14 protein-coding genes are annotated in these 23800 nt (G+C 33.0%); 13 read left to right on the plus strand and 1 reads right to left on the minus strand.

Features of this window, described 5'->3' with window-relative positions:
• The 11 genes from K7H06_RS00005 to K7H06_RS00055 all read left to right on the plus strand — a co-directional run bounded on the left by K7H06_RS00005 (position 1) and on the right by K7H06_RS00055 (position 13200).
• Entirely contained in the window at positions 1-1080 is a 1080-nt protein-coding gene (locus tag K7H06_RS00005) for a D-alanine--D-alanine ligase (RefSeq protein ID WP_223037975.1), read from the plus strand.
• A gap of 15 nt (positions 1081-1095) precedes the next feature.
• On the plus strand, positions 1096-1512 hold the full coding sequence (locus tag K7H06_RS00010) for a YwiB family protein (RefSeq protein ID WP_223037976.1): 417 nt from the start codon (positions 1096-1098) through the stop codon (positions 1510-1512).
• A gap of 21 nt (positions 1513-1533) precedes the next feature.
• Complete coding sequence (locus tag K7H06_RS00015) at positions 1534-2313, plus strand: DALR anticodon-binding domain-containing protein (RefSeq protein ID WP_223037977.1); 780 nt, start codon at positions 1534-1536, stop codon at positions 2311-2313.
• 97 nt (positions 2314-2410) lie between these two features.
• A complete protein-coding gene (locus K7H06_RS00020) occupies positions 2411-3814 on the plus strand; it encodes a sigma-54 interaction domain-containing protein (protein WP_223039883.1) in 1404 nt (467 codons plus the stop codon).
• A gap of 256 nt (positions 3815-4070) precedes the next feature.
• Complete coding sequence (gene kdd, locus K7H06_RS00025) at positions 4071-5108, plus strand: L-erythro-3,5-diaminohexanoate dehydrogenase (protein ID WP_223037978.1); 1038 nt, start codon at positions 4071-4073, stop codon at positions 5106-5108.
• A gap of 179 nt (positions 5109-5287) precedes the next feature.
• Positions 5288-6541, plus strand: coding sequence for a lysine 2,3-aminomutase (gene kamA / locus K7H06_RS00030; protein ID WP_223037979.1), 1254 nt, complete (start codon positions 5288-5290; stop codon positions 6539-6541).
• Positions 6542-6609: 68 nt separating this feature from the next.
• On the plus strand, positions 6610-7644 hold the full coding sequence (gene kamB, locus K7H06_RS00035) for a lysine 5,6-aminomutase reactivase subunit KamB (RefSeq protein ID WP_223037980.1): 1035 nt from the start codon (positions 6610-6612) through the stop codon (positions 7642-7644).
• A 2-nt stretch (positions 7645-7646) separates the two neighbouring features.
• Positions 7647-9278: a lysine 5,6-aminomutase reactivase ATPase KamC gene (kamC, locus tag K7H06_RS00040; protein WP_223037981.1), complete on the plus strand. Its 1632-nt coding sequence runs from the start codon at positions 7647-7649 to the stop codon at positions 9276-9278.
• Positions 9279-9353: 75 nt separating this feature from the next.
• Positions 9354-10910 carry a lysine 5,6-aminomutase subunit alpha gene (kamD, locus tag K7H06_RS00045; protein WP_223037982.1) on the plus strand — a complete coding sequence of 519 codons (1557 nt, stop codon included), beginning with the start codon at positions 9354-9356 and terminating at the stop codon, positions 10908-10910.
• A complete protein-coding gene (kamE, locus tag K7H06_RS00050) occupies positions 10910-11680 on the plus strand; it encodes a lysine 5,6-aminomutase subunit beta (RefSeq protein WP_223037983.1) in 771 nt (256 codons plus the stop codon). The genes kamD and kamE overlap by 1 nt, the downstream gene beginning before the upstream one ends.
• 356 nt (positions 11681-12036) lie before the next feature.
• Positions 12037-13200 carry an S-layer homology domain-containing protein gene (locus K7H06_RS00055; protein WP_223037984.1) on the plus strand — a complete coding sequence of 388 codons (1164 nt, stop codon included), beginning with the start codon at positions 12037-12039 and terminating at the stop codon, positions 13198-13200.
• 63 nt (positions 13201-13263) lie between these two features.
• Here K7H06_RS00055 and K7H06_RS00060 read toward each other — a convergent pair whose 3' ends face one another.
• Complete coding sequence (locus K7H06_RS00060; protein WP_223037985.1) at positions 13264-14379, minus strand: stalk domain-containing protein; 1116 nt, start codon at positions 14377-14379, stop codon at positions 13264-13266.
• A gap of 241 nt (positions 14380-14620) precedes the next feature.
• Here K7H06_RS00060 and K7H06_RS00065 point away from each other — a divergent pair, with 241 nt between their 5' ends.
• Positions 14621-17398, plus strand: coding sequence for an IPT/TIG domain-containing protein (locus tag K7H06_RS00065; protein ID WP_223037986.1), 2778 nt, complete (start codon positions 14621-14623; stop codon positions 17396-17398).
• A 33-nt stretch (positions 17399-17431) separates the two neighbouring features.
• Positions 17432-23797, plus strand: a complete 6366-nt coding sequence (locus K7H06_RS00070; RefSeq protein ID WP_223037987.1) for an IPT/TIG domain-containing protein — start codon at positions 17432-17434, stop codon at positions 23795-23797.
• The last annotated feature ends 3 nt before the right edge of the window (positions 23798-23800 follow it).

The raw sequence follows: 23800 nt of genomic DNA on the forward strand, positions 1-23800 counted from the left end.
ATGACTAAAAAAATAAATGTAGCTATTGTATTTGGTAGTAAATCAGGAGAGCATGAAATATCCCTTATGTCTGCAACATCAGTGATGAATGCTATAGATAAAGAAAAATATAATGTACTTCCTATAGGGATTACAAAGGAAGGCCAGTGGATGATTTATAATGGGCCCACCCAAAATATAGAAACAGGAGAATGGGAAAAAATCGCAAAAAAAGAATCTAAAGAAAATCCTAATAATAGGGTTTCTGTCATTCCATTAAGTGGAGAGGTTAAGAAAATTTCTGATATGGTAGATGTAGTTTTTCCAGTACTTCATGGACCTTTTGGAGAAGATGGAACCATTCAAGGATTGCTAGAAATGATAGATGTTCCTTATGTAGGAGCAGGAGTATTAGCTTCTGCAGTAGGGATGGATAAGGTCTATACGAAGAAGGTTTTTGAACATGAAGGATTACCTGTAGGAAATTATATGACTATTATGAGAAGCAAGTTTAGAGAAAATCAACAAGAGATCATTGATAGGGTTGAAAAAGAATTTGAATATCCAGTTTTTTTAAAACCTGCAAATTTAGGATCAAGTGTAGGAATCAGCAAAGCTCACAATAGAGAAGAATTGATCAAAGGGATAAAAAAAGCAGCGGAACATGATAGGAAAGTAGTGTTAGAAGCATTTATTAAAGGAAGAGAAATTGAATGTGCAGTTCTTGGAAATGAGGAGGCAGAGGCGTCTATTGTAGGTGAAATTTTACCTTCCCATGAATTTTATGATTATAACGCAAAATATTTTGATGATGGAAAATCTAAAATAGTTATTCCTGCAAGTATTCCTAAAGATAAAGCAGAGGAAATTAGAGAAATGGCTGTAAAGGCTTATAAGTCCATTGATTGTTCAGGACTTGCAAGAGTTGACTTTTTCTTAGAGGAAGATACAATGAAGGTATATATTAATGAAGTAAATACAATGCCAGGATTTACAAAATACAGTATGTATCCTTTATTATGGGAACAAACAGGACTTTCTTATAGTATGTTAATTGATCGACTCATTACCTTAGCATTAGAAAGATATAAAGAAAAATAAGAACGAGGTGCATGAATGAAAAATGTAATGTTGAAAATAGAAGGGCTACAATCAAGTATAGATGGAGAAGAGAATACAATTGAATTAGTAACAGAAGGGAAACTATATAAAAAAGGAAATGCTGTATACTTAGTATATGAAGAATCTGAAATCTCAGGAATGAAGGGTTGCACCACTACTGTTAAGGTAGTAGAGGATAAAATATCTATGAAAAGATTTGGAAAATCAAAATCAGAAATCATTTTTGAAAAGGGTAAACGATATAATACAAATTACCATACCCCTTATGGAACTTTTGATATGGAAGTATTAACAAAGGATATGAGCTATAGCATTACAGATGAGTACAAAGGGGATATTCATATAGAATATTTTGTAAACCTTGAGGGTTTAGTAGAAAGTACCAATCAATTGCGCATAAAGATTATGTAAAAGATAAAGAGAGTTGTAGATATGGAAAATAAAATAAAAACAGAAATACAAAAGATCATTAAAGAAGTGCTGAAGAATTCTTTTAAATATGAAATAGAGATAGATGCTATTGAAGTAGTAGAACCTAAAAAGGATGAACATGGAGATTATACAACCAATATAGCTTTAAAGCTTGCTAAAATTCTTAAGAAAAACCCCATGAATTTAGCTAGTGAGATGATCAATCAAATAAAAAGTGATTATGATGTATTTGAAAAAGTAGAATTTGTTCATCCTGGATTCATGAATTTTTTCTTTAAACCTTATGTTTTTTGTGAACTTTTAGGATTTGAAGAAGAAGAGATGATGTTAAACAAAAAACTTTTAAAGAAGTTACTTGAAAAGTATTCTTTAAAAGAAGCACTTGAAGTGGATGGTTTAAAGGAAATAGAATCCGTACAATATACACATAGTAGGATTTGTTCCATCATGAAAATCTTTGAAGAGGAAGGGAGCGTTATACAAAATCTTCAAAAAGAAAATTTTCATGTAAAGATGAGTCATCTTGAAAAAAAAATGATAAAAAAAATCATGGACTATCCAATCGTTGTGAAAAAATCAATATTATCGCAAAAACCAGAGATGCTGATACAATATATATTTGAACTAAATGCTTTTTTCTTTAAATTTCATGAAAAAATTCTTTTTAGAAAGCTTGACAAACAAAAATTGTATGTTACCCTAAAAATAATAGACAATATAAGGAAAATCATAAAAAATTTATTGGATGTTTTTTCTATAGAAGCACCAGAAAAAATGTAAAAATAAGAGCAGCGAAAGCTGCCTTTGTTTTGAGAAAAGTGACGAAAATCTGGCATGTGGTGATGAAAAATTGGCATTGGGAGGTGGAAATTTGGAAATGATTTTTTCGCAGAAAAATGTAGAAAAAATATTAGACCATGTGGAAGAAGGCATACAGATTATTGACGGAAGAGGACGAATCGTGTATTTTAATAGGGCTGCAGCAGAACATGAGGAAATCAAAAGGGAAGAGGCAGTAGGGAAATATATTTTAGATGTTTATCCTTCTTTAGACCCAGAAACAAGTACTCTCCTTCGGGCCATTGAAAAGGGTGCTCCTACCTTTGATATCCAACAGACCTTTTTAAACTACAAAGGAAAAAAAATCACAACAATTAATTCATCTTTTGCTATAAAAGCAAGGGATAAAATTGTTGGAGCTATTGAAATATCTAAGAATATTACAGATGTAAAGGAATTATCAGAAAGAGTAGTAGCCTTGCAAGAACAGTTAATAGACAAGAAAAAAGGAAATAAAAGCAATAAAAATGGAGATTCTGCCAAATTTGCATTTTTTGATATTATCGGGAGAAGCAAAGAAATTGTAAAAGTAAAGGGAATGGCTATGAAAGCTGCACAAACAGCTTCTCCAGTCCTTGTTTATGGAGAAACAGGAACAGGGAAAGAATTATTTGTACATGCCCTTCATACAGCTAGTTGTAGAAGGAATAAACCTTTTATTGCACAAAATTGTGGAGCATTACCAGCAGCATTATTAGAAAGTATACTATTTGGAACTGTAAAGGGAAGCTTTACAGGAGCTGATAATCGTGCAGGATTGTTTGAATTAGCTAATGGAGGAACCCTCTTTTTAGATGAGATTAATTCTATGCCCCTAGAACTTCAGGTTAAACTTCTTCGTGTTCTTCAGGATGGGACAATTAGAAGAGTTGGGGATAGTAGAACAAGACAAGTAGATGTGAGAATTGTAGCGGCCAGTAATGAAGATCCTTTAAGTGCTGTGGAAAATAAAAGGTTGAGGCGAGATCTTTATTATCGATTAAATGTTATCGCATTAAAATTGCCAGAACTTAAGGAGAGAAAAGGAGACATTCCAATCCTTATAAAGCATTTTATTGATAAATTTAATAAAAGATTGAATAAGGAAGTTTTAAAGGTATCTGATGAAGTGCTTCAGGCCTTTGAAAACTATGATTGGCCTGGAAATGTAAGGGAATTAGAGCATGTGATTGAAGGGGCAATGAATTTGATGGATGAGAACATCATCACAATGGATTGTTTACCTGTTCATTTTGAGAGATTTAATAAAAGAAGCTTAAAGAAAGAGATAGACATACAAAATCTTTCTTTAAAGGAAGCATTGAAAAACCTTGAAATAGAGATTATTCAAAATGCTCTTAAAGAGGGAGATGGCAATATTAGCCATGCAGCGGATAAATTGCAGATTCCAAGGCAAACCCTTCAGTATAAAATTAAGAAGTACAAAATAACTAAGTGCTGAAAATTTGGCATATGAAATGACAGCATTTGATATTTTTCCTGTTTTTTATCTAAAAATATAGAAAACCTTTTCCAGGAATAAAAAACATGAAAGTCGCTAAACACTAGATAAAAAGCCACTTTTGTGTTTTTTTTTTATATTTTTTTGTTAAAATAAAAACGGATTTGGCACGGTACTTGCTTTTATATTTTGGCGTATACGATACAGCAGTATAAAATAAAATTACTAGATAAAAAATTATAAGGGGGAACTTACAATGAAAAAAGGATGTCCTTACGGAACACACAGAGTAATAGAGCCAAAAGGAGCTCTTCCACAACCAGCAACAAAAATTGACAATACAATGGAAATCTATGATAATGAGATTCTACTTAATGTACAAACATTAAATGTTGACTCTGCAAGTTTTACACAAATCAAAAACCAAGCAGAAGGAGACGTAGAAAAAATTAAAGAAATCATGAAAGGTATTGTTGCTGAAAGAGGTAAGCATCAAAACCCTGTAACAGGTTCAGGTGGTATGTTAATCGGAACAGTTGAAAAAATTGGATCTGCACTTGAAGGAAAAACAGATCTTAAAGTTGGAGATAAAATTGCTACATTAGTATCTCTTTCATTAACTCCACTTCAAATAGATGAAATCGTAGAAGTAAGAAAAAATATTGACCAAGTTGACATTAAAGGTAAAGCAATATTATTTGAATCAGGAATTTATGCAGTACTTCCATCAGATATTCCAGAAAATCTTGCATTATCAGCACTTGATGTTGCAGGAGCACCAGCACAAACTGCTAAATTAGTTAAACCAGGAGATACAGTACTAATCATTGGTGGAGCTGGTAAATCAGGAATGTTATGTTGCTATGAAGCTAAGAGAAGAGCTGGCGTTACTGGTAAAGTAATCTGCTTAGCACACAGCCAAAAATCTTTAGATATTGCTAAAAGAGCAAATGTTGCAGATGTTTATATTACTGGAGATGCTACAAAACCAGTTGAAATCATGGAACAAATCAAAGAACTTACAGATGGAAAAATGGTTGATGTAACAATCAATAACGTAAACGTTCCAGATACTGAAATGGCAAGTGTTTTAGCTACTAAAAATGATGGAGTAATTTACTTCTTCAGTATGGCAACAAGCTTCACTAAAGCAGCACTTGGAGCTGAAGGTGTTGGTTCTGACGTTACAATGATCGTTGGAAATGGATATACAAAAGGTCATGCAGAACAAACTCTTCAAATCATGAGAGAAAGTAAAGAAATAAGAGAAATCTACGAAGAATTATATGCATAAAAAATATTAATAGTTGAGGGTTGACAGTTAGCAGTACATAGTGATAGACAGCTAACTGTTAACGGACAACTTAATATGGAAGATCTTCTTCAAGAAGATTGAAGGTGAAGTATAAAGTTTTTTTAGAATTTAGCAGTAAGAATATAACTGCTAATCAAAATAAGGGGGCTTTTTAAAAGATGAGAAATTACAAAGAAATCGAACTTTGGAAAGATGTAACAGAAGCACAGTGGAATGACTGGCAATGGCAAGTAAAAAACAGAATTACTACTGTAGAAGACTTAAAAAAAGTAATTAACATTACACCAGAAGAAGAAGAAGGAATCAGAGAATCATTAAAAACATTAAGAATGGGAATTACTCCATACTATGCATCATTAATGGATCCAGATGATCCACATTGTCCAGTAAGAATGCAAGCAGTACCTACTCTTGCTGAAACACACAAAAGTGAAGCAGACATGGAAGACCCACTACATGAAGATACAGACTCTCCAACACCTGGACTTACTCATAGATATCCAGACAGAGTACTTCTTCTAATCACTGACATGTGCTCAATGTACTGCCGTCACTGTACAAGAAGAAGATTTGCAGGACAAAAAGATGATGCAATGCCTCTAGAAAGAATTGATAAGGCTATTGAATACATCAGAAATACTCCACAAGTAAGAGACGTATTATTATCAGGTGGAGACTGCTTACTTGTAAGTGATGAAACATTAGAATATATCATCAAAAAATTAAGAGAGATCCCACACGTAGAAATCGTAAGATTAGGATCAAGAACTCCTGTTGTATTACCACAAAGAATTACACCAGAATTAGTAAATATGCTTAAAAAATATCATCCAGTTTGGTTAAATACACACTTTAATCACTCAAAAGAAATGACACCTACAGCAGCAAAAGCCTGTCAATTACTTGCAGATGCTGGTGTTCCACTAGGAAACCAATCAGTACTTTTAAGAGGAGTAAATGATTGCGTTCATATCATGAGAGATTTAATGCATAATCTTGTTAAAAACAGAGTAAGACCATACTACATCTATCAATGTGACCTTTCAATGGGTATTGAGCACTTCAGAACTCCAGTTTCTAAAGGTATCGAAATCATTGAAGGATTAAGAGGTCATACTTCTGGATATGCAGTACCAACATTTGTTGTTGACGCTCCAGGAGGCGGTGGAAAAACTCCAGTAATGCCTCAATATGTAGTTTCTCAATCTCCACATAGAGTAGTACTTAGAAACTTTGAAGGTGTTGTAACTACTTATACTGAGCCTACTCCATACGAAGACAAGTGCAACTGTCCAGTATGTAAAGGTGAAAAAGCACATAAAATTACTGGTGTTGGTGGACTTCTACAAGGAAATCAAGTAGCACTTGAGCCAACAGACCTTGCAAGAAGAGACAGAGGCCATCACGAGTAGAAAATAAAAGTTAGTGGCTAGTGGATTTTCTGCTAGCCCTAATATAAGGTTTTCAAGGGGGAAATTTTATGCAGCTAATGGACGCAATACAAGATAACTATAAAATCGTTTCTGTTGTAGGAATGGCAAAAAATGCTGGAAAGACAGTAACGTTAAATCAATTGATTGATGAAGCAATGGAAAGAGATATTCGAATTGGGATTACCTCCACAGGTAGGGACGGAGAAAATCAAGATCTTGTCACAAACACTGAAAAACCTATGATTTATGTAGATGAGGGAACTTTGATTGCAACTACAGAGGGGACATTTAAATATACAGAGGCAAAACTTGAAATATTGGAAGTAACCAATATAAACACATCAATGGGAAAAATCGTCATTGTAAAGGCTAAAACCTCTGGATATGTACAGATTGCAGGTCCAAATACTAATCGTGAAATAAAAATAGTGTGTGATAAACTTTTAACATATGGAGCGAATTTAGTAATTGTAGATGGTGCCCTTGATCGTATTTCGTCAGCTTCGCCATCCGTAACGGAGGCAACGATCCTTGCTACAGGAGCAGTGCTGAGTCGTGATATGAATAAGGTCATTGAAAAAACCATGCATCAGGTACAGTTATTTTCTTTGCCACAAGTAAAGAATGACAAGATCAAAAATATAGCCAGTGTGGTTATAGAAGAAAAAGGCTATTGCGTCATTGATGAAAATGATGAGATGGTGCCTATAGAGATTAAAACGGCCTTAAATAGTGGAGAAATCATTGGAAGTGCCATAAAAGATAACACAAAATATGTGGTTATTGGAGGTTCTTTAGTAACGAATACTTTAAAAAAGATTGTTGAGTCAACTAGGAAATATAAAAATGTTATTTTTATTGTGAAGGATGCTACAAAAATATTTATTTCCTCAAAAGATTGGATGTTTTTAAAAAAGGTGGGCATTCAAGTTGAGGTAGTAGATAAAATGAAGCCATTAGCTGTAACTGTGAACCCTTATGCACCTCAAGGATATTATTATCAACCAGAGGAATTTTTAACAGCTATGAAGAAATTCTTAGGTCCTATTCCTGTTTTCGATGTAGTGTTAGGTGGTGAATAAACATGTTTGTATCTGATAGAGTATATAAGAATCTAGAACTGGAGTATATTTTTGATAGAATTACAGTGTTTACTCCTTACGGTGAGCAAGCCAAAAAAGAGATGAAGCCCTATTTAGAAGGAGATAAAGATCAACTTCTAGAGGAATACGAACGTATTGAAAAAATAGTTGGCGTTATCAATAAGCACAGGTATTCTTTAGTAGAGATACGTAATATTTTCAAACATTTTAAAGATTTAAGAGGTTCTTTTAAAAGAATCGAAAAGGATCAAACCTTAAGTACAATTGAATTGTTTGAGATCAAAAGCTTTCTATTCCTAGTTTTAAAACTACAAGAAACCATTGAGAAACTTAATTGGAACGTACCAAAAGATTTAAAAATCATGCCCATGCCCAGCCTGATGGATCTATTGGATCCTGAAAAAAGTGGCGTCAATACTTTTTATATTTATGACGCGTACTCAAAAAAATTACAAGTTGTAAGAAAACAAATTAAAGATATTGAAAGTCACATTAAACGTTCTAAAAAGGAAGCAAGAGAAATTTTGCAAAAAGAGTTGAATATAAAAATAAGACCCAATGGTGAAGTTGCACTGAATAAAAGTGATAAAGAGTTAATAGCAAAGTTAGAAAACTGCCCAGGCCTTGTTTATAGCTCAGAAACTTATATGAATATCACTTTTAAGGTAAAGCTTGATGAAAGTTTAGATGAAAAGCTTAAACAAGTAGATGAACTCAAACTTCAAGAGGAGGAAGAGGAATTCGCTGTACGTAAGAAATTGACCCAAGCAATGAAAAAGCATATTGATGAATTTTACGCAAATATTAAAGCAATCGGTGCAGTGGACTTACTCATTGCAAAAGGAGCACTAGCTGTAGGTTTTGAAGGAGTAAAACCAAAAGTTGTAGATGAAGAAATGCTGTCTATTGTAGATGGAAGACATATTAAAGTGGCTAACGCCCTTCGAAAACAGGGAAAAACCTTTACCCCTATTTCAGTAAATATTAGAAAAGGGGTAACCTGTATTACAGGTGCCAATATGGGAGGAAAAACAATTTCTCTCAAATTAATAGGAGTTCTTAGTGCTATGGCACAATTTGGACTTTTTGTTCCAGCAAAAGAGATGACTTTTTCATTGAAGGACTATATCTTTTTCTCTTTAGGAGATTTACAATCAACAGATATGGGACTTAGTACCTTTGGTGCAGAAATACTAGAAATTAAAAAGATTATAAAAAGAGCTCATGAAAAAGGGATTATATTAATCGATGAATTAGCGAGAGGAACAAATCCTTCAGAAGGATTTGCCATATCCAAGGCACTTATTAATTTCTTAAAAGATAAAAATACCCTTACAATTATTACAAGCCATTTTGATGGATTAACAGATGATAGAGCGGTTTACCATTTACAGGTAAAAGGCCTTGAAGGAATAGATTATGAAAAACTAAAGCATGAAATAGATACAAAGTGTGAAATAGGTATAGAAGTTGTACACAAGTATATGGATTATAGATTAATAGAGGTTCAAAATAGAAATAAAGTTCCAAGGGATGCAATCAATATTGCAAGACTGATGGGACTACAGGAACAATTATTGAAAGATGCAGAATTGTGTCTTGAAACCTGTTAGTAGTTAGTCGTTGGTATTTTATTACGGTTAACTGCTAAGGGCTAACTGCTAACTATAAAAAAAGGAGGAAAAATAATGCATAGTAAGTTGAATCTAGACCAAAGCATTATTGCGAAAGCAAGAAATTCTGCTGAAAAAATAGCAGCAGATACACAAAAGTTTATTGATAAACATACAACAGTAACAGTAGAAAGAACTGTTGCTAGACTTTTAGAAATAGATGGTGTTGATGAAATTGAAACACCACTACCAAATATTGTAGTAGACAATATTAAAGAAGGTGGCGGATTAGGACTTGGAGCTGCTTACTGGATTGGTAATGCAATGATCCACACAGGAAAAACACCTCAAGAAATTGCTGAAATGGTTTCAAGAGGAGAATTAGACCTTACAAAGGTTCCTGTTGCTGATGACGCTAAAATTAAAGAAACAGTAAAAGCTTTAGCTGAAAAAATGGTAGCAAGAATTAAGGAAAACAGAGAAGCTAGAGATGAATTCTTAAATACATTAGGAGAAGGACCAAAGCCTTACCTATACGTAATCGTTGCAACTGGTAATATCTACGAAGACGTATTACAAGCACAAGCTGCTGCAAGACAAGGTGCAGATATTATTGCAGTAATCAGAACTACTGGACAAAGTTTACTTGACTATGTACCATATGGACCAACTACTGAAGGTTTTGGTGGTACTTATGCAACTCAAGAAAACTTCAGAATCATGAGAAAAGCATTAGATGAAGTTGGAAAAGAAGTTGGAAAATATATTAGACTATGTAACTACTGTTCAGGATTATGTATGCCAGAAATTGCAGCTATGGGTGCAATGGAAAGACTAGATGTAATGCTTAATGATGCATTATACGGAATTCTTTTCAGAGATATCAATATCCAAAGAACATTAGTAGACCAATACTTCTCAAGAATCATCAATGGTTATGCAGGAGTTATTATCAATACTGGAGAAGATAACTACTTAACAACTGCTGATGCAGTAGAAGAAGCACATACAGTTCTTGCTTCTCAGTTCATCAATGAACAATTTGCATTAGTTGCAGGTCTTCCAGAAGAGCAAATGGGACTTGGTCATGCATTCGAAATGACTCCAGATCTTAAAAATGGTTTCTTATTTGAGTTAGCACAAGCACAAATGGCAAGAGAAATCTTCCCTAATGCACCACTTAAATATATGCCACCAACAAAATTCATGACAGGAAACATTTACAAAGGACATATTCAAGATGCATTATTTAACATGGTAGCAATCATGACAAATCAAAGTCTTCAATTATTAGGAATGCTTACAGAAGCAATCCATACACCATTACTTCAAGATAGAGCATTGTCTATTGAAAATGCAAAATATGTATTTAACAACGCTCGTGATATCTCTAGTGAGATAGAATTTAAAGAGGGTGGAATCATCCAAAAGAGAGCACAAGAAGTATTAGGAATGGCAGCAGATATGTTAGAGCAAATTGAAAATGAAGGATTATTTGAGACAATTGCACAAGGTAAATTTGCTGGTGTTAAGAGAGCTATGGATGGAGGAAAAGGTCTTGAAGGTGTTACACAAAAAGACGGAAAATATTGCAATCCATTCGTGGAATTAATGCTAGGAGGTGCAAGATAATGTCAACAAATCAAGTAGATTTAACAAAAGTTAAACCATATGGAGATACAATGAATGATGGAATGGTACAATTATGCTTTACATTACCAGTACCATGTGGAGAAGAAGCAAAAGAAGCTGCTAAACGTCTTGCTGCTAAAATGGGACTTGAAGAACCAGCAGTTTGTCATGCAGAAGACCTTGGTGTAGGATACACAATGTTTGTTATGTATGGAAAATGCTCTCACACAATCGATTATACAGCTATCGAAGTACCAAAGGTAGATGTAGAAACATTTGGACAAGAGGGAGTAGAAGAATATATAGAAGAAAATATTAAGAGAAAAGTTGTTATTGTAGGTGCTTGTACAGGTACAGATGCACACACAGTAGGAATCGATGCGATCCTTAATATGAAAGGATACAATCATCACTTTGGACTTGAAAGATACATAGGTGTTGAAGCACACAACCTAGGAAGTCAAGTACCCAATGAAGAATTCATTGCAAAAGCAATTGAATTAAATGCAGATGTTTTATTAGTATCACAGGTTGTTACACAAAAGGATGTACACATTAAAAACCTTACAAATCTAGTAGAATTAGTTGAAGCAGAAGGTATTCGTGATAAAGTTGTATTAATTTGTGGAGGACCTAGAATTAACCATGAGCTTGCAAAAGAATTAGGTTTTGATGCAGGTTTCGGTTCAGGATCATATGCAGATGATGTTGGAACTTTTGCAGTAACTGAGATTGTAAAAAGAGATTTAGTAAATAGAGAAAAACTTTAGAATTTAATTGAACGCATACACTCATCCCCAAAATATAGATAAAAATACTTAAGGCAAATGCCTTAAGTATTTTTTTGTGAATATAACGACAGACATGTGGATAATGACATAGTTATAGAATTAGATATCCACAAAACAGAGAAAACTATAGACAATTTTAAAGATATAAAGAAGGGATAGCTTAAGATTATATGAAAAGCTTGTAAAAATGATTGAAGGGTTCAATTTATTTTGACGATACATAATAAGAAGAATTTATAAAAAATTAATATAGATAAGTAACATTAAAATATAATAAAGAATGTTGAAATTTTGATGTTATTAATCTATATTTTAATTAATCAAGGGGTGATGAGATGAAACAAAAATTTTCGCTAATATGTATAGTTATGATGACGTTTTTACTAACGCCGCTACTGAGTACGTATGGGATTAGTTATGGTTTAGGAGAGTCCTTTGACGGGATAGATAACTATGAATCTTTATATGAAAATAGTTCTTTTACAGATATAAAGACTCACTTTGCAAGAAAGCCTATCATAAAAATGAGCGCTCTTTCTGTTCTTAGAGGAATGGGAAATCACAAGTTTTATCCAAATCATAAACTCACAAAAGAACAGGCAGTTGTTTTTATAGTAAGACTTTTAGGCCTTGAGGATGAATCACAGATTGTAGGAGAAAAATTGACGAAGGAAATGGACACAGGAGCATATAGGTTTAAATCTCCTCAAGATGACTGGTTAGAGGGTTATCTAAAAGTAGCTCAAAGTAAAAGCATTATTACTAGAGAAGAAGTGAAAAAAATAGTAGAACTATCAGATGAACAAAAAGATAAAATAGAAGAAAAGCTTGCAAAAAAAATGCTTGTTTATGATCAAAATCGAAATCTTACAGACGAGCAGATTGAAAATATAGAAAAGAGCATTAGAAAAAATCTAGAAAGAAGTTATACATGGGGACAAGCTGCAAATCGAGAGGAAATAGCCCTTTGGGTTGGAAGAATGCTACAAATTACTCCGATTAATGGAGAGCCTCAACAAAGAATTTATACAATGAAAGATTGGAAAAGTATGAAAACCGCAGATATACCTATTATTGAGGCAATTCTTCAAAAAGGGATTATGACAAAAAACAGCAAAGGATATTTTAGCCCAAAAGCTACTGTTACAAGGGGGCAAATGGCAGCAATACTTGATAAAGCTTCTGAAGAAATATTAAAGAAACGAGGATATAAAACATTATCAGGAACTGTTGAAGAGATAGAAAATTATGTTACATCTGAGCAAGATATGATTACAAGGGATCTTTATGGTGTTGAAAATAGGATAATTACTATTAATAATGACGATGGGAGTTATACAGAAATAACTGCTAAAAAATCTAGTATAAATGACTTGAATAAAGGATTTTCAGTGTATAAGTATGGGATTTTAGGTTTGCCAAAAGACATACAAGTTGATGATTATGTAAAGTATTTCATAAATGCTGAAGGAAAAATTGTATTTGTAGAGGTGGAATAAAAAATCTCCTTCCTGGTTTGAATGAGGATGTTCATTCTTACCAAGGAAGGAGGTTTTATTGTTTTATTTATCATACTCCCAATCATAAGTATTTTTAATTTTATTATCACCATCATCATAAGTGTATTCTGCAAGTTTGTCATCGTCTTTGTCATGTACATACACTTTAATATCTTTATTATAGTCTTTATCGACTTTTTCACAGATGTCTTCTATAAAGTTTCTAAAATCACTCTTATCTCGATCGTCCCATATATCATCATTACGATCAAAATCAGTTTTTATTGTTACTCTAATTTCATCACTATATTCTTTTAAATCATATCTTGTAAACTTCATAGTTCCGCTATTATCATCTCTATAATCATCAAAATGACGTTCAAGGTCATCTTCTAAATCGTCCAAATCATCATTAGAGCTACTAGAGTTTCCATAAATATATTCTTCAGACAGCTTGTCTCGACTTATATCGTAAGTGTATTCTGCAGTTTTATCATTATCTTCGTCGTATACAATGACTTCAATGTCATCATCATAATCTCTATCAATTTTTTCACAGATTTTTTCTATAAAATCTTCAAAATCTGATTTGTCTCGATCCTTCCAATGTTTACCTGTACGATCAAAATCACCATACATGCCTACTCTGATCTTATTATTAGATAGCTGACTTACATCATAATTATCAAAGTTTAATGTTCTACCATTATTGCGATGATAATCATAATCGTCTTCAAGTTTCTTTTCTAAATCGTTAAGATTTTTACGGGTAGTACTACTAGTTGTTTTATTGTCTCTTAAGATATCTAACTCAACTTTTTTCTGACTTAATTGGAATTTCAAATTAGCAATCTCCATATTTTTTTGATCTAATTCATGCTGTAGGGTATTGACAGTGAAGCGATTGTTATCATTAGAAGATAAATTCATTGTCTTATTCTTATTGTCCCATTGAATGCCAAAGCCCATATTGTTTGCAAGATCATTGATAGAAACATAAACTTGACCGTTATAGATAAAAGGGCTACTGTAAAAGCCTAAAGGTTTACTGTCTAGGTTGATACGAATGTCATAAAACCAAGCTGTGATTTTTTGACTGTATCCAGTAGCAGTTCCTAAAACGGTGCTAAAAAGAAGTACTAATATTAATGCTAAAGATAATACAAATTTTTTCTTCATAATTAAAACCCTCCGTTAATCTTCCATATACTACCTTCATTTTATCATACATCAATGACGATTCTCAACAATTTACTTAAAATGGTTATTATGAACCATTTTTGATATTTAATACAATTGAAATACAAGGTAAGGGAAATATTTGGTAAAATGATAAATAGGGAAAAAAATAAAGATAAGTAGAAATTTGACCGATAATTTTAGTAGTAGAGTAGACGAGAGGGGGAAAGTGCATCTATAGATGCAAGTATTTATGAAAAAATATAAAGAAATTTGCTTGATTTTAGCAATTACTTTGATTTTTATGGGGATACCTGTTGAATATGTTCATGCAGAAACAGAGGGACCACAACCTATTAGTTATACTTCAAGTATTGATGGGACAGATGATATACGAGATTTGAATAAGACAAAGCTAGATGTGAATGGGAGTATTTACGTGAAGTTTTCAACACCCATTCAATTAAATAATGTAGCACCTTTGACAGGTCAAATAAAGATTTATTCAACATTAAAGACAATAGATTCTTCAAATGTGAATGAGACTAATTTTGAGTTCCAATACACAAATAATGAATTTGTTGCTATAGGAAATATAAAGAATCAACAGATTCAAACAATAGAAAAAATTAACGAAAATACAATAAAAATACAGCCAGTAGAACCTTTTTCAAATTTAACACAATATAGATTAATCATTAATAAAGAGGCTGTGAATAACCAGCAAGGAAATCCTTTAACAAGTGATATAGAGGTGACGTTTTGGACAAAAGGGTCAACACAAAATGAAACTCCTCAATGGATTGTTCAAAGTAACGGTGCGGATACTTTACAAGAAGTAACAGGAGCATCTTCTAAAACTTACAATCTCATCAATGCTCCTAGATTTGGATTCGAAGGAGTTTCGTCAGAGGGTGTTAGGAAATATTTAATATGTGGGGTAGAGATAGACAAGGAAGTAATTGCTAAACCTTCTATGCAACAATTTGATATGAATAGTAAAAATGTTTATGAAAAGGGATTAAAGCAGATTACGTTAGAAGATGTTTATGATCCTACCAGAAAAGTAGAATTCTTAGATATGGAATTAAGGTATTTTGTTGAAAATAGTATAACGAAAACAGAAATAAAATTTAATCCTGTTTATAGAAATCCAAATCATCCAGGAGATGAGATGAAATTAGAGGCTGGGAAATTATACAGAATCCATATTCCAGCAGGGGTATTTGAAACAAGAAGTGGGATGCCTCTAGAAGAACTGACGCTAAATATATATACAGAGCCAGATCCAAGTCAACCTAAGAGCATTAGCCATTTAGAAAATAATAAATTTAAAGTAACTGATTTATATAATGCAGAAGGAACTTTTTCTATTAAGGGAATAAATTTTCATCATAATATTAAGAAATTAACATTGGAACCGTTTAGTGGAAAGGCTGCAAAGTCTTTTACCATTCAGTCAAAAGATTTTGAATTGAAAGATTCTACTAAAATAGATATACATATACGTGATGACATTCGAAATGATTTAAAAATGGAAGGGAATGTAGGGGCTTATGCAGTAGAAATTACTTTTGATGATACGCCTTTAACTGTAACAGATAAAGTATATGAAACAGTAATTAATAGTGTTTATGCAACTTATAATGGTAGTGATAGAAATGATAAAATTTTTCTTCAGATAGAATCAAAAGGAAAGCCTACAGTAAAAACGAAATATCCACAATCAACAGATGGAAAGCCTTGGTATGATGAAAAAAATTTAAAGCATGATGTAAATGATGATATGACAAATGATAAATATTTTGTAAAAGCTACCTTTGATGACTTGGATAATCAATTAGGCTTGACAACAGATATACTAGATATCAAAAATTGTATCGTTCGACCTGTAGGAGGTTTAGGAAATTTAGTAGATACGGGGTTTACAGATGATATTTCAAATATGGATAATCAGAAAAAAAATGATACTATACAGAAATATATATTTGTAAAAGGTACGCAACAAGCAACGTTATATATTCCTGTAAAAGCTTTAAGAGCCCAGACAACTTATCAGGTGATTATTCCTTCGGGTATGGTACACTATAAGGACACACTTCAAGAAAATGATTCTTTTGAATGGGTATTTACAACTACTTCAGTACCTTTAGTAAAAGAATTATCTACAGGGACCATTCCAGAAGATTATGATGAAGATGAACCTATATATATTGAGGGAGATTTCTTTAGTATGGAAAGCAGTAAGATCAAGGTGTATTTCGATGATATTGAAGCGGAGGATGTAACTGTAGTTAGTGAAACACAGCTAAAGGTATACCTTCCAGATGGAAGTGACCGACTAGAACCAGGAACTTACGATATCATTGTAGAGAATGATATCAATCACAAAAGGACGGTATACGGATCTTTAGGGGTTGTAAAAGCAGGAGATGAAGAAGATATTCCGAATGAAGAATATAAAATAAAAGGAGATAGTAAAGAGGGAGAGGTTCGAAGCAATTTAAAGGTGAGTGAAGATACGTTATTCGTATCACCAAGTGATATCAATGAAAATGTATTAGAATTTGATTTGGATGAATTGATGGGAAAAGATACGTTCCTTCGTAAAATTCAATATGATGGAGATAAAAAATATAGTATAGGAATGCTTAAAACAAGGTCAAAATGGGCTGATATTATTCTTTATAGTGTGACACTTGACCCTTATGCAGAAGAGGATGAAATTACTATTCGGTTAGGTAGAACTGAGCCTTCGATCACTCAAATGTTAAAGAGAAAGATTAGAGGGAAGGGAGTTGCATCAGACTTTATCCAAGTGTCGGGAGAAAACTATAAAATAAAAAATGCACAGCTGCATATACCGCTTAAAAATAGTAATGGAAAGCATATTAAGGTTTTAAGATATGATGAGGGGACAAGAAATTTCTATGAAATACCTTATACAGTAAACTTAATTGATCAACAAGTAGCATTTACAACGAATAAAAAAGGAATCTTTATTGCAGTTAAAAATTAGATAAAAAAGAAGGTTAAAAGGTGGTGCAAATGGATGAATAAAATATTCAAAAAGGGGATAGCATGGATTTTGAGTATGATGATGATATTTTTATCTATTCCTCATATGACCCTTCAAGTTTTTGCAGAAGGTACGCCAACGGTGAATAGTATTGAGGTTTATCAAACTTATATGGATCGTGCTTACACGGTAAAACAAACGAGAGTAACGATTAAAGGGCAAAATTTAAAGGGTGAGAGTATTGCTGTATCTTATCCAGGAACAGCTTATCAGCCTGTGATGAATAAATTAATGGATGAAGATGGTTTGCAACAGTTTGAAGTTGGAAATGGTGGAGCTATCCCACAATCTATTTACATTGCAGGAAAGTATATTGATATTAATAAAGATAGCTTACCAACCATATCAGATGCAACAAGAAGAATTTATCAAGGGAAAGATAAGCTTATATTAAAGGGAACAAGCTTAGATTTAATTCAGCAAGATCATCAAGATCACACAGTAGCAGATAGTGTATATAGAACCTATAAAGTATTTTATTATGATGATGGAGGAAATAAAGATTTAGATTTTGGAACAGCTAACTTTACACCAGGAACTATCCAAACGGTGGAAATTTCACCTGATCAAATGACTGGAGATGCAGGGGTGAAAAACATCGTTATAGAGAAAAAATTTAACGATACAGCTCATAATATTCCAGTTCGGATACAAAAGCTATTTCCAAAGCAGTTTACATTGGTTCAAGAAATGAATATTAGTGATGATTTGATTATGAATCCAAATAGAGGGATGCCAGGAGATGAAGTTGAATTTATTGCATCTCATGGATTAGATAAATTCGATGTATTTTTTCTTAAGAATCTTACAGATAACTTTGATAACGCACATAAAGGAAAAGATACGAACGAACCAGTTGAATTAAACGGAAAGCAGGTGCTAATAACAAAGGTTCCAGATGGATTAGAGCAAGGAGAATATTATGTAATATTCACAAATAAAATACCAGATGGAGAAGATCCGAATTCAGCAGTGACAAAGCAATATATAGTAGGAAAAGCACCTGATTATCAGAAGTTTACAGTTATTAGTGCAGAGCAAAAGATTCAGATAAAGTCTGTAGACCCTGAAGAGGGACCAGATACAGGCTCGAAAGTAGAATTAACAGGTAAGTATTTTGGTACATTAAATATTCCAGATTTCAGACCGAATAATACAGAAAAAAAAGTAAATATGGAGCCTGCAACAGGGGAAACGAGTATGCAGATTTTTTATGGAGATACAGATGAGAATGGAGATGCTGAAAATACTAAGGATGTTACCCTTCATAACCCAGATGGAACAATAGAAGTAGTAAATGTACCCACTGTAGGAGAGTATGGAAAAGACCAAACGAATGTAGAGTACGCAAAAAGAAAAGTGAAAGTAATTATTGGTGGGGTTACAAAATTTATACAAATACCAAATAGCAGTAGCTATGATTATGCTTTTACAGATACATTAGATCGATTGGCTGTAGAAACACAACCTATTACAGATGTGGAGTCTGCACCTATAAAGGATGTTATTATTGAAACAGAAACAATTTTAAAATTAACTGGTTTTCCAAATGATATTGTGATTAAGGATCGATATGTATGGAGAGGTGGAAAATATGGAGGATATAAGTTTATCTCTAGTACACCAAAACCAGAAGTAATAAGTGTTACTCCAGAAAAAATACAAGTAGAAAAAGACAATAATAATCCGTCAAATTATATTATATCAAATGAAGAAGATCGTATGATTGCAATATACGGTAGAGATTTTTTTGTTCATCAATACATCAATGAACAGAACGAAAAAGTTGTTAGATATCCTATTATTATGTTTGGAAATCATGAAATCCGATTAAATAAAAATGCTGAAACTATTGTAGGGTCTGGAACAGAAATAGGAAATCCTGACTTGTATTTAAAAGTTTTTAATAATCAAGGAATAGAATTAGATGGAAGTGAAGGCAATGAATTTGGAACAAAAATTCTTGTAAAAATTCCAAAAGACACAGTAGTTAATAACGTAGGAAAGGTAAATGTAACGATTATCAATCCTGCTAGAAATACGAACTCAGAAGGACTTTCTGCTTCCAAGCCCAATGGGATTGAATTTGTAACGCCTCCTGATACGAAAAAGCCTGTTATAGAAAATGTAAATCCTAGGGTTGTGACAGTAAAAGGGGGAGAGGAAGTAACGATTACAGGTTCAAACTTTCAAAATGGTGCAAAAGTTTTTATTGATGGAAAAGAAGTACAAGGTATTCAGCTACAAGGAGATGCAAAAAAAATCATCTTTACGGCACCACCAGGAAGAGAAGGGAAAACGCAGCTTCAAGTAATGAATCCAGAAGGTGGTATTGATGTTTTTCCATTTGAATATGTAAAAACCTATACAGATCCTAAAATTACTAGTTTTTCTCCAAAAACAGGAAAAACAGGTACATTAGTTGTTGTAGATGGGGATAACTTTTTAAAGCCTGATCCTGCTGCTACAAAGGATGATCTTTATAAGCTTATAGGAACAAGAATTCTTTTAGAAGGAGAAGATATTAATAAATATAATTTGAATAATAAAAAAGAAATAGAATTACAGCCTTATGCAGCAGCACCGTTAAAAAATCAAAATGAAGAAGGCTGGGAGAAAACAGGAAATATTTTAAGAATCATTAACAATCAGTTAAGTATAGCAGAATATTATCATAGCGTGATTTTAGAAGATACAGATGAAAGATATTATACGATTGATAAAAATATTAATGGAGAAATTGTGCTATCTAATGGTGTAGATAAACGGTATACCTTTACTGCTTCAAATGGACAAATCAAAGCAGAAAAGGATGGCGGTAGTGTTTATGATGTTACAGTAAGTTCAACGGGCATTACATTAGATGGATTGCAACTAAAGATGATGACACCTTTTGTGAAAGATGAAAATAATATTATTATTGGAGATTTAGTAAAGGTTGTAGGCCTTAACCAATTATATTTTACAGTGCCAATTCTTCCTGGAGATGGATACTATGATGTAACTGTAGAAAATCCAGATACAAAGAAAGACACAAGGGCAGATAGTCAGGGCTTTTACTATTATACACAGCCATCTAGTAGACCAAATATTTTATCTATAGAGCCCAATGAAGGATCTGTAGACGGGGGATATATTATTAGAATAACTGGAGAACGAATAGAGGGTAGAGAATGTTTTGTAGATAATGGAGTAAACAAAACAAGTGTATCTATCTATGGTATGCCGGTACCACCCAATGATATAACTGTAGGAATTGATGGGACTACATTAGATATTGTTGTACCTAAACTAAATGTAGATATTAAGGAAGTACACAAGACAGATAGATTATCAGTACCTGTAGTTGTAGTAAATCCTGATGGAGGAAGTGCAAGTCGTGAAAATGGATTTACTTACGTAGTTCCTATTTCTCATCCTGAGATTAATAAAATTACACCGACAAAAGGAAAAGCTTCAGGAGGAAATTATGTAGAGCTAACAGGAGAAGACTTTAGATTCTATGAGCCATATGAAGATAAAAACAGAAATCAAAAAAAGGATAATGATGAAACGTATCAAGATTTAAATGGCAATGGTCAATGGGATGATTTTACAGGCAAGAGAATTAATGATTTAAAGACACAATATGGAGATGACTATGCAAATATGGTAATTCCTGTTTTACCTAAAGTATATTTTGCTGGAAAACATGCAGAAGCTGTTGAGTTTGGCAATGGCTATATGAAAGTCATTGCTCCTAATGGGAAAGCAGGACCCGTTGATTTGTATTTGGTAAACAATGATTCAGGGATTTCTAATAAGCTAATTTATACTTATGAAGGATCAAGTCCTGAAATCACTAGCATTTCTCCTGATGGAGGGAAAAAACAAGGGGGAGATCGTGTAGAAATTCATGGACAAGATTTTTATAAAAGTGATAACAATGTTTATTATAAAGATGGAGGAAGCTATAAAATAAAAACAATAGCTCAAACGCTTGTAAGATTTGGGACTATTAGCAATAAGGATGTTCCTAGAGAAACAGAAAATTCGGGAAGAATTGATAATGGCAGAACAACGGTTCGATTAGATGGCGGACTTACGGTAAATTACGATGGTGTAAATGATACGTTAAATGTTAATATTATAGAAAATCAACAAAACTATTCAGTGACATTACCGTATGAAGACAAGACGGTATATGTTCCTGTAAATCTTCTTAGTTATACAGATAGTGAAGGTCAGTCTTTTTCTTATGTAAATGCAACAAGGGGAGATGAATGGATTCGATTTGAAATTTCAGATAGAAGATTATTTGTAGAAAGAGGATATTCGCCAAAAGTAGAATATGTAAATTCAGGACAACTTATTGTGCACACACCTTCATATTATACGGTAGGGCAAGTACCTGTAACGGTGATCAATCCAGATGGTGGAGAAGTAAGTAGTAATTTTGAATATAAAAACCCAGATAGTAAACCTCAGATTACCAATATCACAAAGGATGGAAAAAATCCTTCTTTAGAAACAATAGATGGTAAAGAGCTGAAAATTTTACGAATGACTTATAAAGGTGGTAACATGGTCTCTGTCTTAGGTTCTGATTTTAGAGAAAATGCTACTATTCAAATAGGAGAAATTCTTACAATCAATCAAGGAAAGATTACTTATCAGTTGCCAAATAAATTGACATTTGAAATGCCTGCTGTAGGAGAAGAAAATGTAGGAAAACTTTTTAGAGTGATTGTAAGTAATGAAGATTATGGTAACGCTGCATCAGATGAATTAACACCACCTATTTATATTCAATTTACAAAAGGAGAGACGTCACCTTCTATTGAAGAAATTAAACCAGATAAAGGACCAGCAAGTGGTGGAAATACTGTAACTATAAAGGGTAAAGATTTTAGAGAAGGACTTTCAGTACTCATTGGAGATATGATTGTTCCAACAGAAGATGTAACAGTAATAGACTATAAAACGATAACAATTAAAATGCCGCCTCATATGCCTGGAAAGTTTGAAGTAAAAGTAGAAAATCCAGATGGAGAGCTTTCAGATCCAAGTGGGGAATATACTTACTTAAGTGCACCTACCATTGTTACAGTAGTAGATCCAAATGATCCAGCAGAATCAAGTATCATCAATAGCATTTCTGTTGAAGGAGGACAAGAAATAAAAATTAAAGGTTCTGGTTTTGTACAAGGAGCACGAGTGGTGTTTAGTCCTGTTGTAGAAAAGTCAAATGAAGAAGGAAAAGAAAAAATATATATTAACGGAGAAGAATGGAATTTGCTAGAAGGAACGGATGGTTCAGATGTAAGATTCATTGATGAAGGAACCCTTGTAGTAAAAACACCAGCAGGAAAACTAGATACCCTAGGAATTATGATTATTAACCCTGACAGTGGAGCAACAAAAGTTTATGAAGGGATAAAATATGGACTTCCTGAACTTTTAGTACCTACAGGAGTTACAGCAGAACTTGTGTATGATCAATATATCAAGGTGAATTGGAAAGCTGTAGAAGATGCACAAGAATACGAAATTCATGTAGTCATCAATGATCATGAAAAGGTATTTATAGGAAGCACGGAGCTTACTTCATTTATTTATCAAGATCTAGATAGAAATACAAAATATAAATTTGTTGTAACAGCACTTGGAAAATATGGGGATTCTAAGTATTCTAAAGAGAGTAACAAAGTAAGAACAGGTGATAAAGTTGGGCCAAAAGATGAAGATGGAGAATTAGGTGAAAATACAACTATTGAAAAGATTGGAAATCGCGCAAACATTATTATTGGAGAAGATGATTTTGAAAAAGTTTTAAATATCGATTTAACAAGAGGGGATTTAGCAGGAGCGAAAGAAGTAATGATTAGCATCCCATCATCAGTAGCAGCAAATTATGATGCAAAGGATGTTATGGTAACGGGTCAAGATTTTAGCGTGAAATTTAATCCTAAAAACTTCTATTCAGGAGATGTAAGGGAAAATAAAAACAAAAGAGATGCAGGAGTTCGTTTCTCAATCAAACCAGATAAAAGAAGTATGGATGTAGAAAAGGGAATCAAAGGACAAACAGCTCTTTCGAAACAATATGAACTAAAAGCTTATGTATATGTGGGACAAATGAATACAGAAATGTCTTATCTACCAGCATATATGCAAATAGCCTTAGATATAGATACACAAAAGGCTGATCTGAGAAGAGTAAAACATATAAGCTTAAATGTTTATGATGAGGATGATCAAAAATGGATACCAATTGCAAATAGTAGTGGGGAAAGCTTCTCTATTATGGGAGTTACTGACAAGACCGGAAAATTTGCAGTACTTGGAAGTAGGAGGTAAGTA

Origin of the sequence: Crassaminicella profunda, assembly GCF_019884785.1 — a bacterium.
GTDB classification, from domain to species: domain Bacteria; phylum Bacillota; class Clostridia; order Peptostreptococcales; family Thermotaleaceae; genus Crassaminicella; species Crassaminicella profunda.

Bases quoted from the DNA above. Each gene is read 5' to 3' on its own strand.
- K7H06_RS00005 (WP_223037975.1), top strand. From the start codon at position 1: ATGACTAAAAAAATAAATGTAGCTATTGTATTTGGTAGTAAATCAGGA.
- K7H06_RS00010 (WP_223037976.1), top strand. From the start codon at position 1,096: ATGAAAAATGTAATGTTGAAAATAGAAGGGCTACAATCAAGTATAGAT.
- K7H06_RS00015 (WP_223037977.1), top strand. From the start codon at position 1,534: ATGGAAAATAAAATAAAAACAGAAATACAAAAGATCATTAAAGAAGTG.
- K7H06_RS00020 (WP_223039883.1), top strand. From the start codon at position 2,411: ATGATTTTTTCGCAGAAAAATGTAGAAAAAATATTAGACCATGTGGAA.
- kdd (WP_223037978.1), top strand. From the start codon at position 4,071: ATGAAAAAAGGATGTCCTTACGGAACACACAGAGTAATAGAGCCAAAA.
- kamA (WP_223037979.1), top strand. From the start codon at position 5,288: ATGAGAAATTACAAAGAAATCGAACTTTGGAAAGATGTAACAGAAGCA.
- kamB (WP_223037980.1), top strand. From the start codon at position 6,610: ATGCAGCTAATGGACGCAATACAAGATAACTATAAAATCGTTTCTGTT.
- kamC (WP_223037981.1), top strand. From the start codon at position 7,647: ATGTTTGTATCTGATAGAGTATATAAGAATCTAGAACTGGAGTATATT.
- kamD (WP_223037982.1), top strand. From the start codon at position 9,354: ATGCATAGTAAGTTGAATCTAGACCAAAGCATTATTGCGAAAGCAAGA.
- kamE (WP_223037983.1), top strand. From the start codon at position 10,910: ATGTCAACAAATCAAGTAGATTTAACAAAAGTTAAACCATATGGAGAT.
- K7H06_RS00055 (WP_223037984.1), top strand. From the start codon at position 12,037: ATGAAACAAAAATTTTCGCTAATATGTATAGTTATGATGACGTTTTTA.
- K7H06_RS00060 (WP_223037985.1), bottom strand. From the start codon at position 14,379: ATGAAGAAAAAATTTGTATTATCTTTAGCATTAATATTAGTACTTCTT.
- K7H06_RS00065 (WP_223037986.1), top strand. From the start codon at position 14,621: ATGCAAGTATTTATGAAAAAATATAAAGAAATTTGCTTGATTTTAGCA.
- K7H06_RS00070 (WP_223037987.1), top strand. From the start codon at position 17,432: ATGAATAAAATATTCAAAAAGGGGATAGCATGGATTTTGAGTATGATG.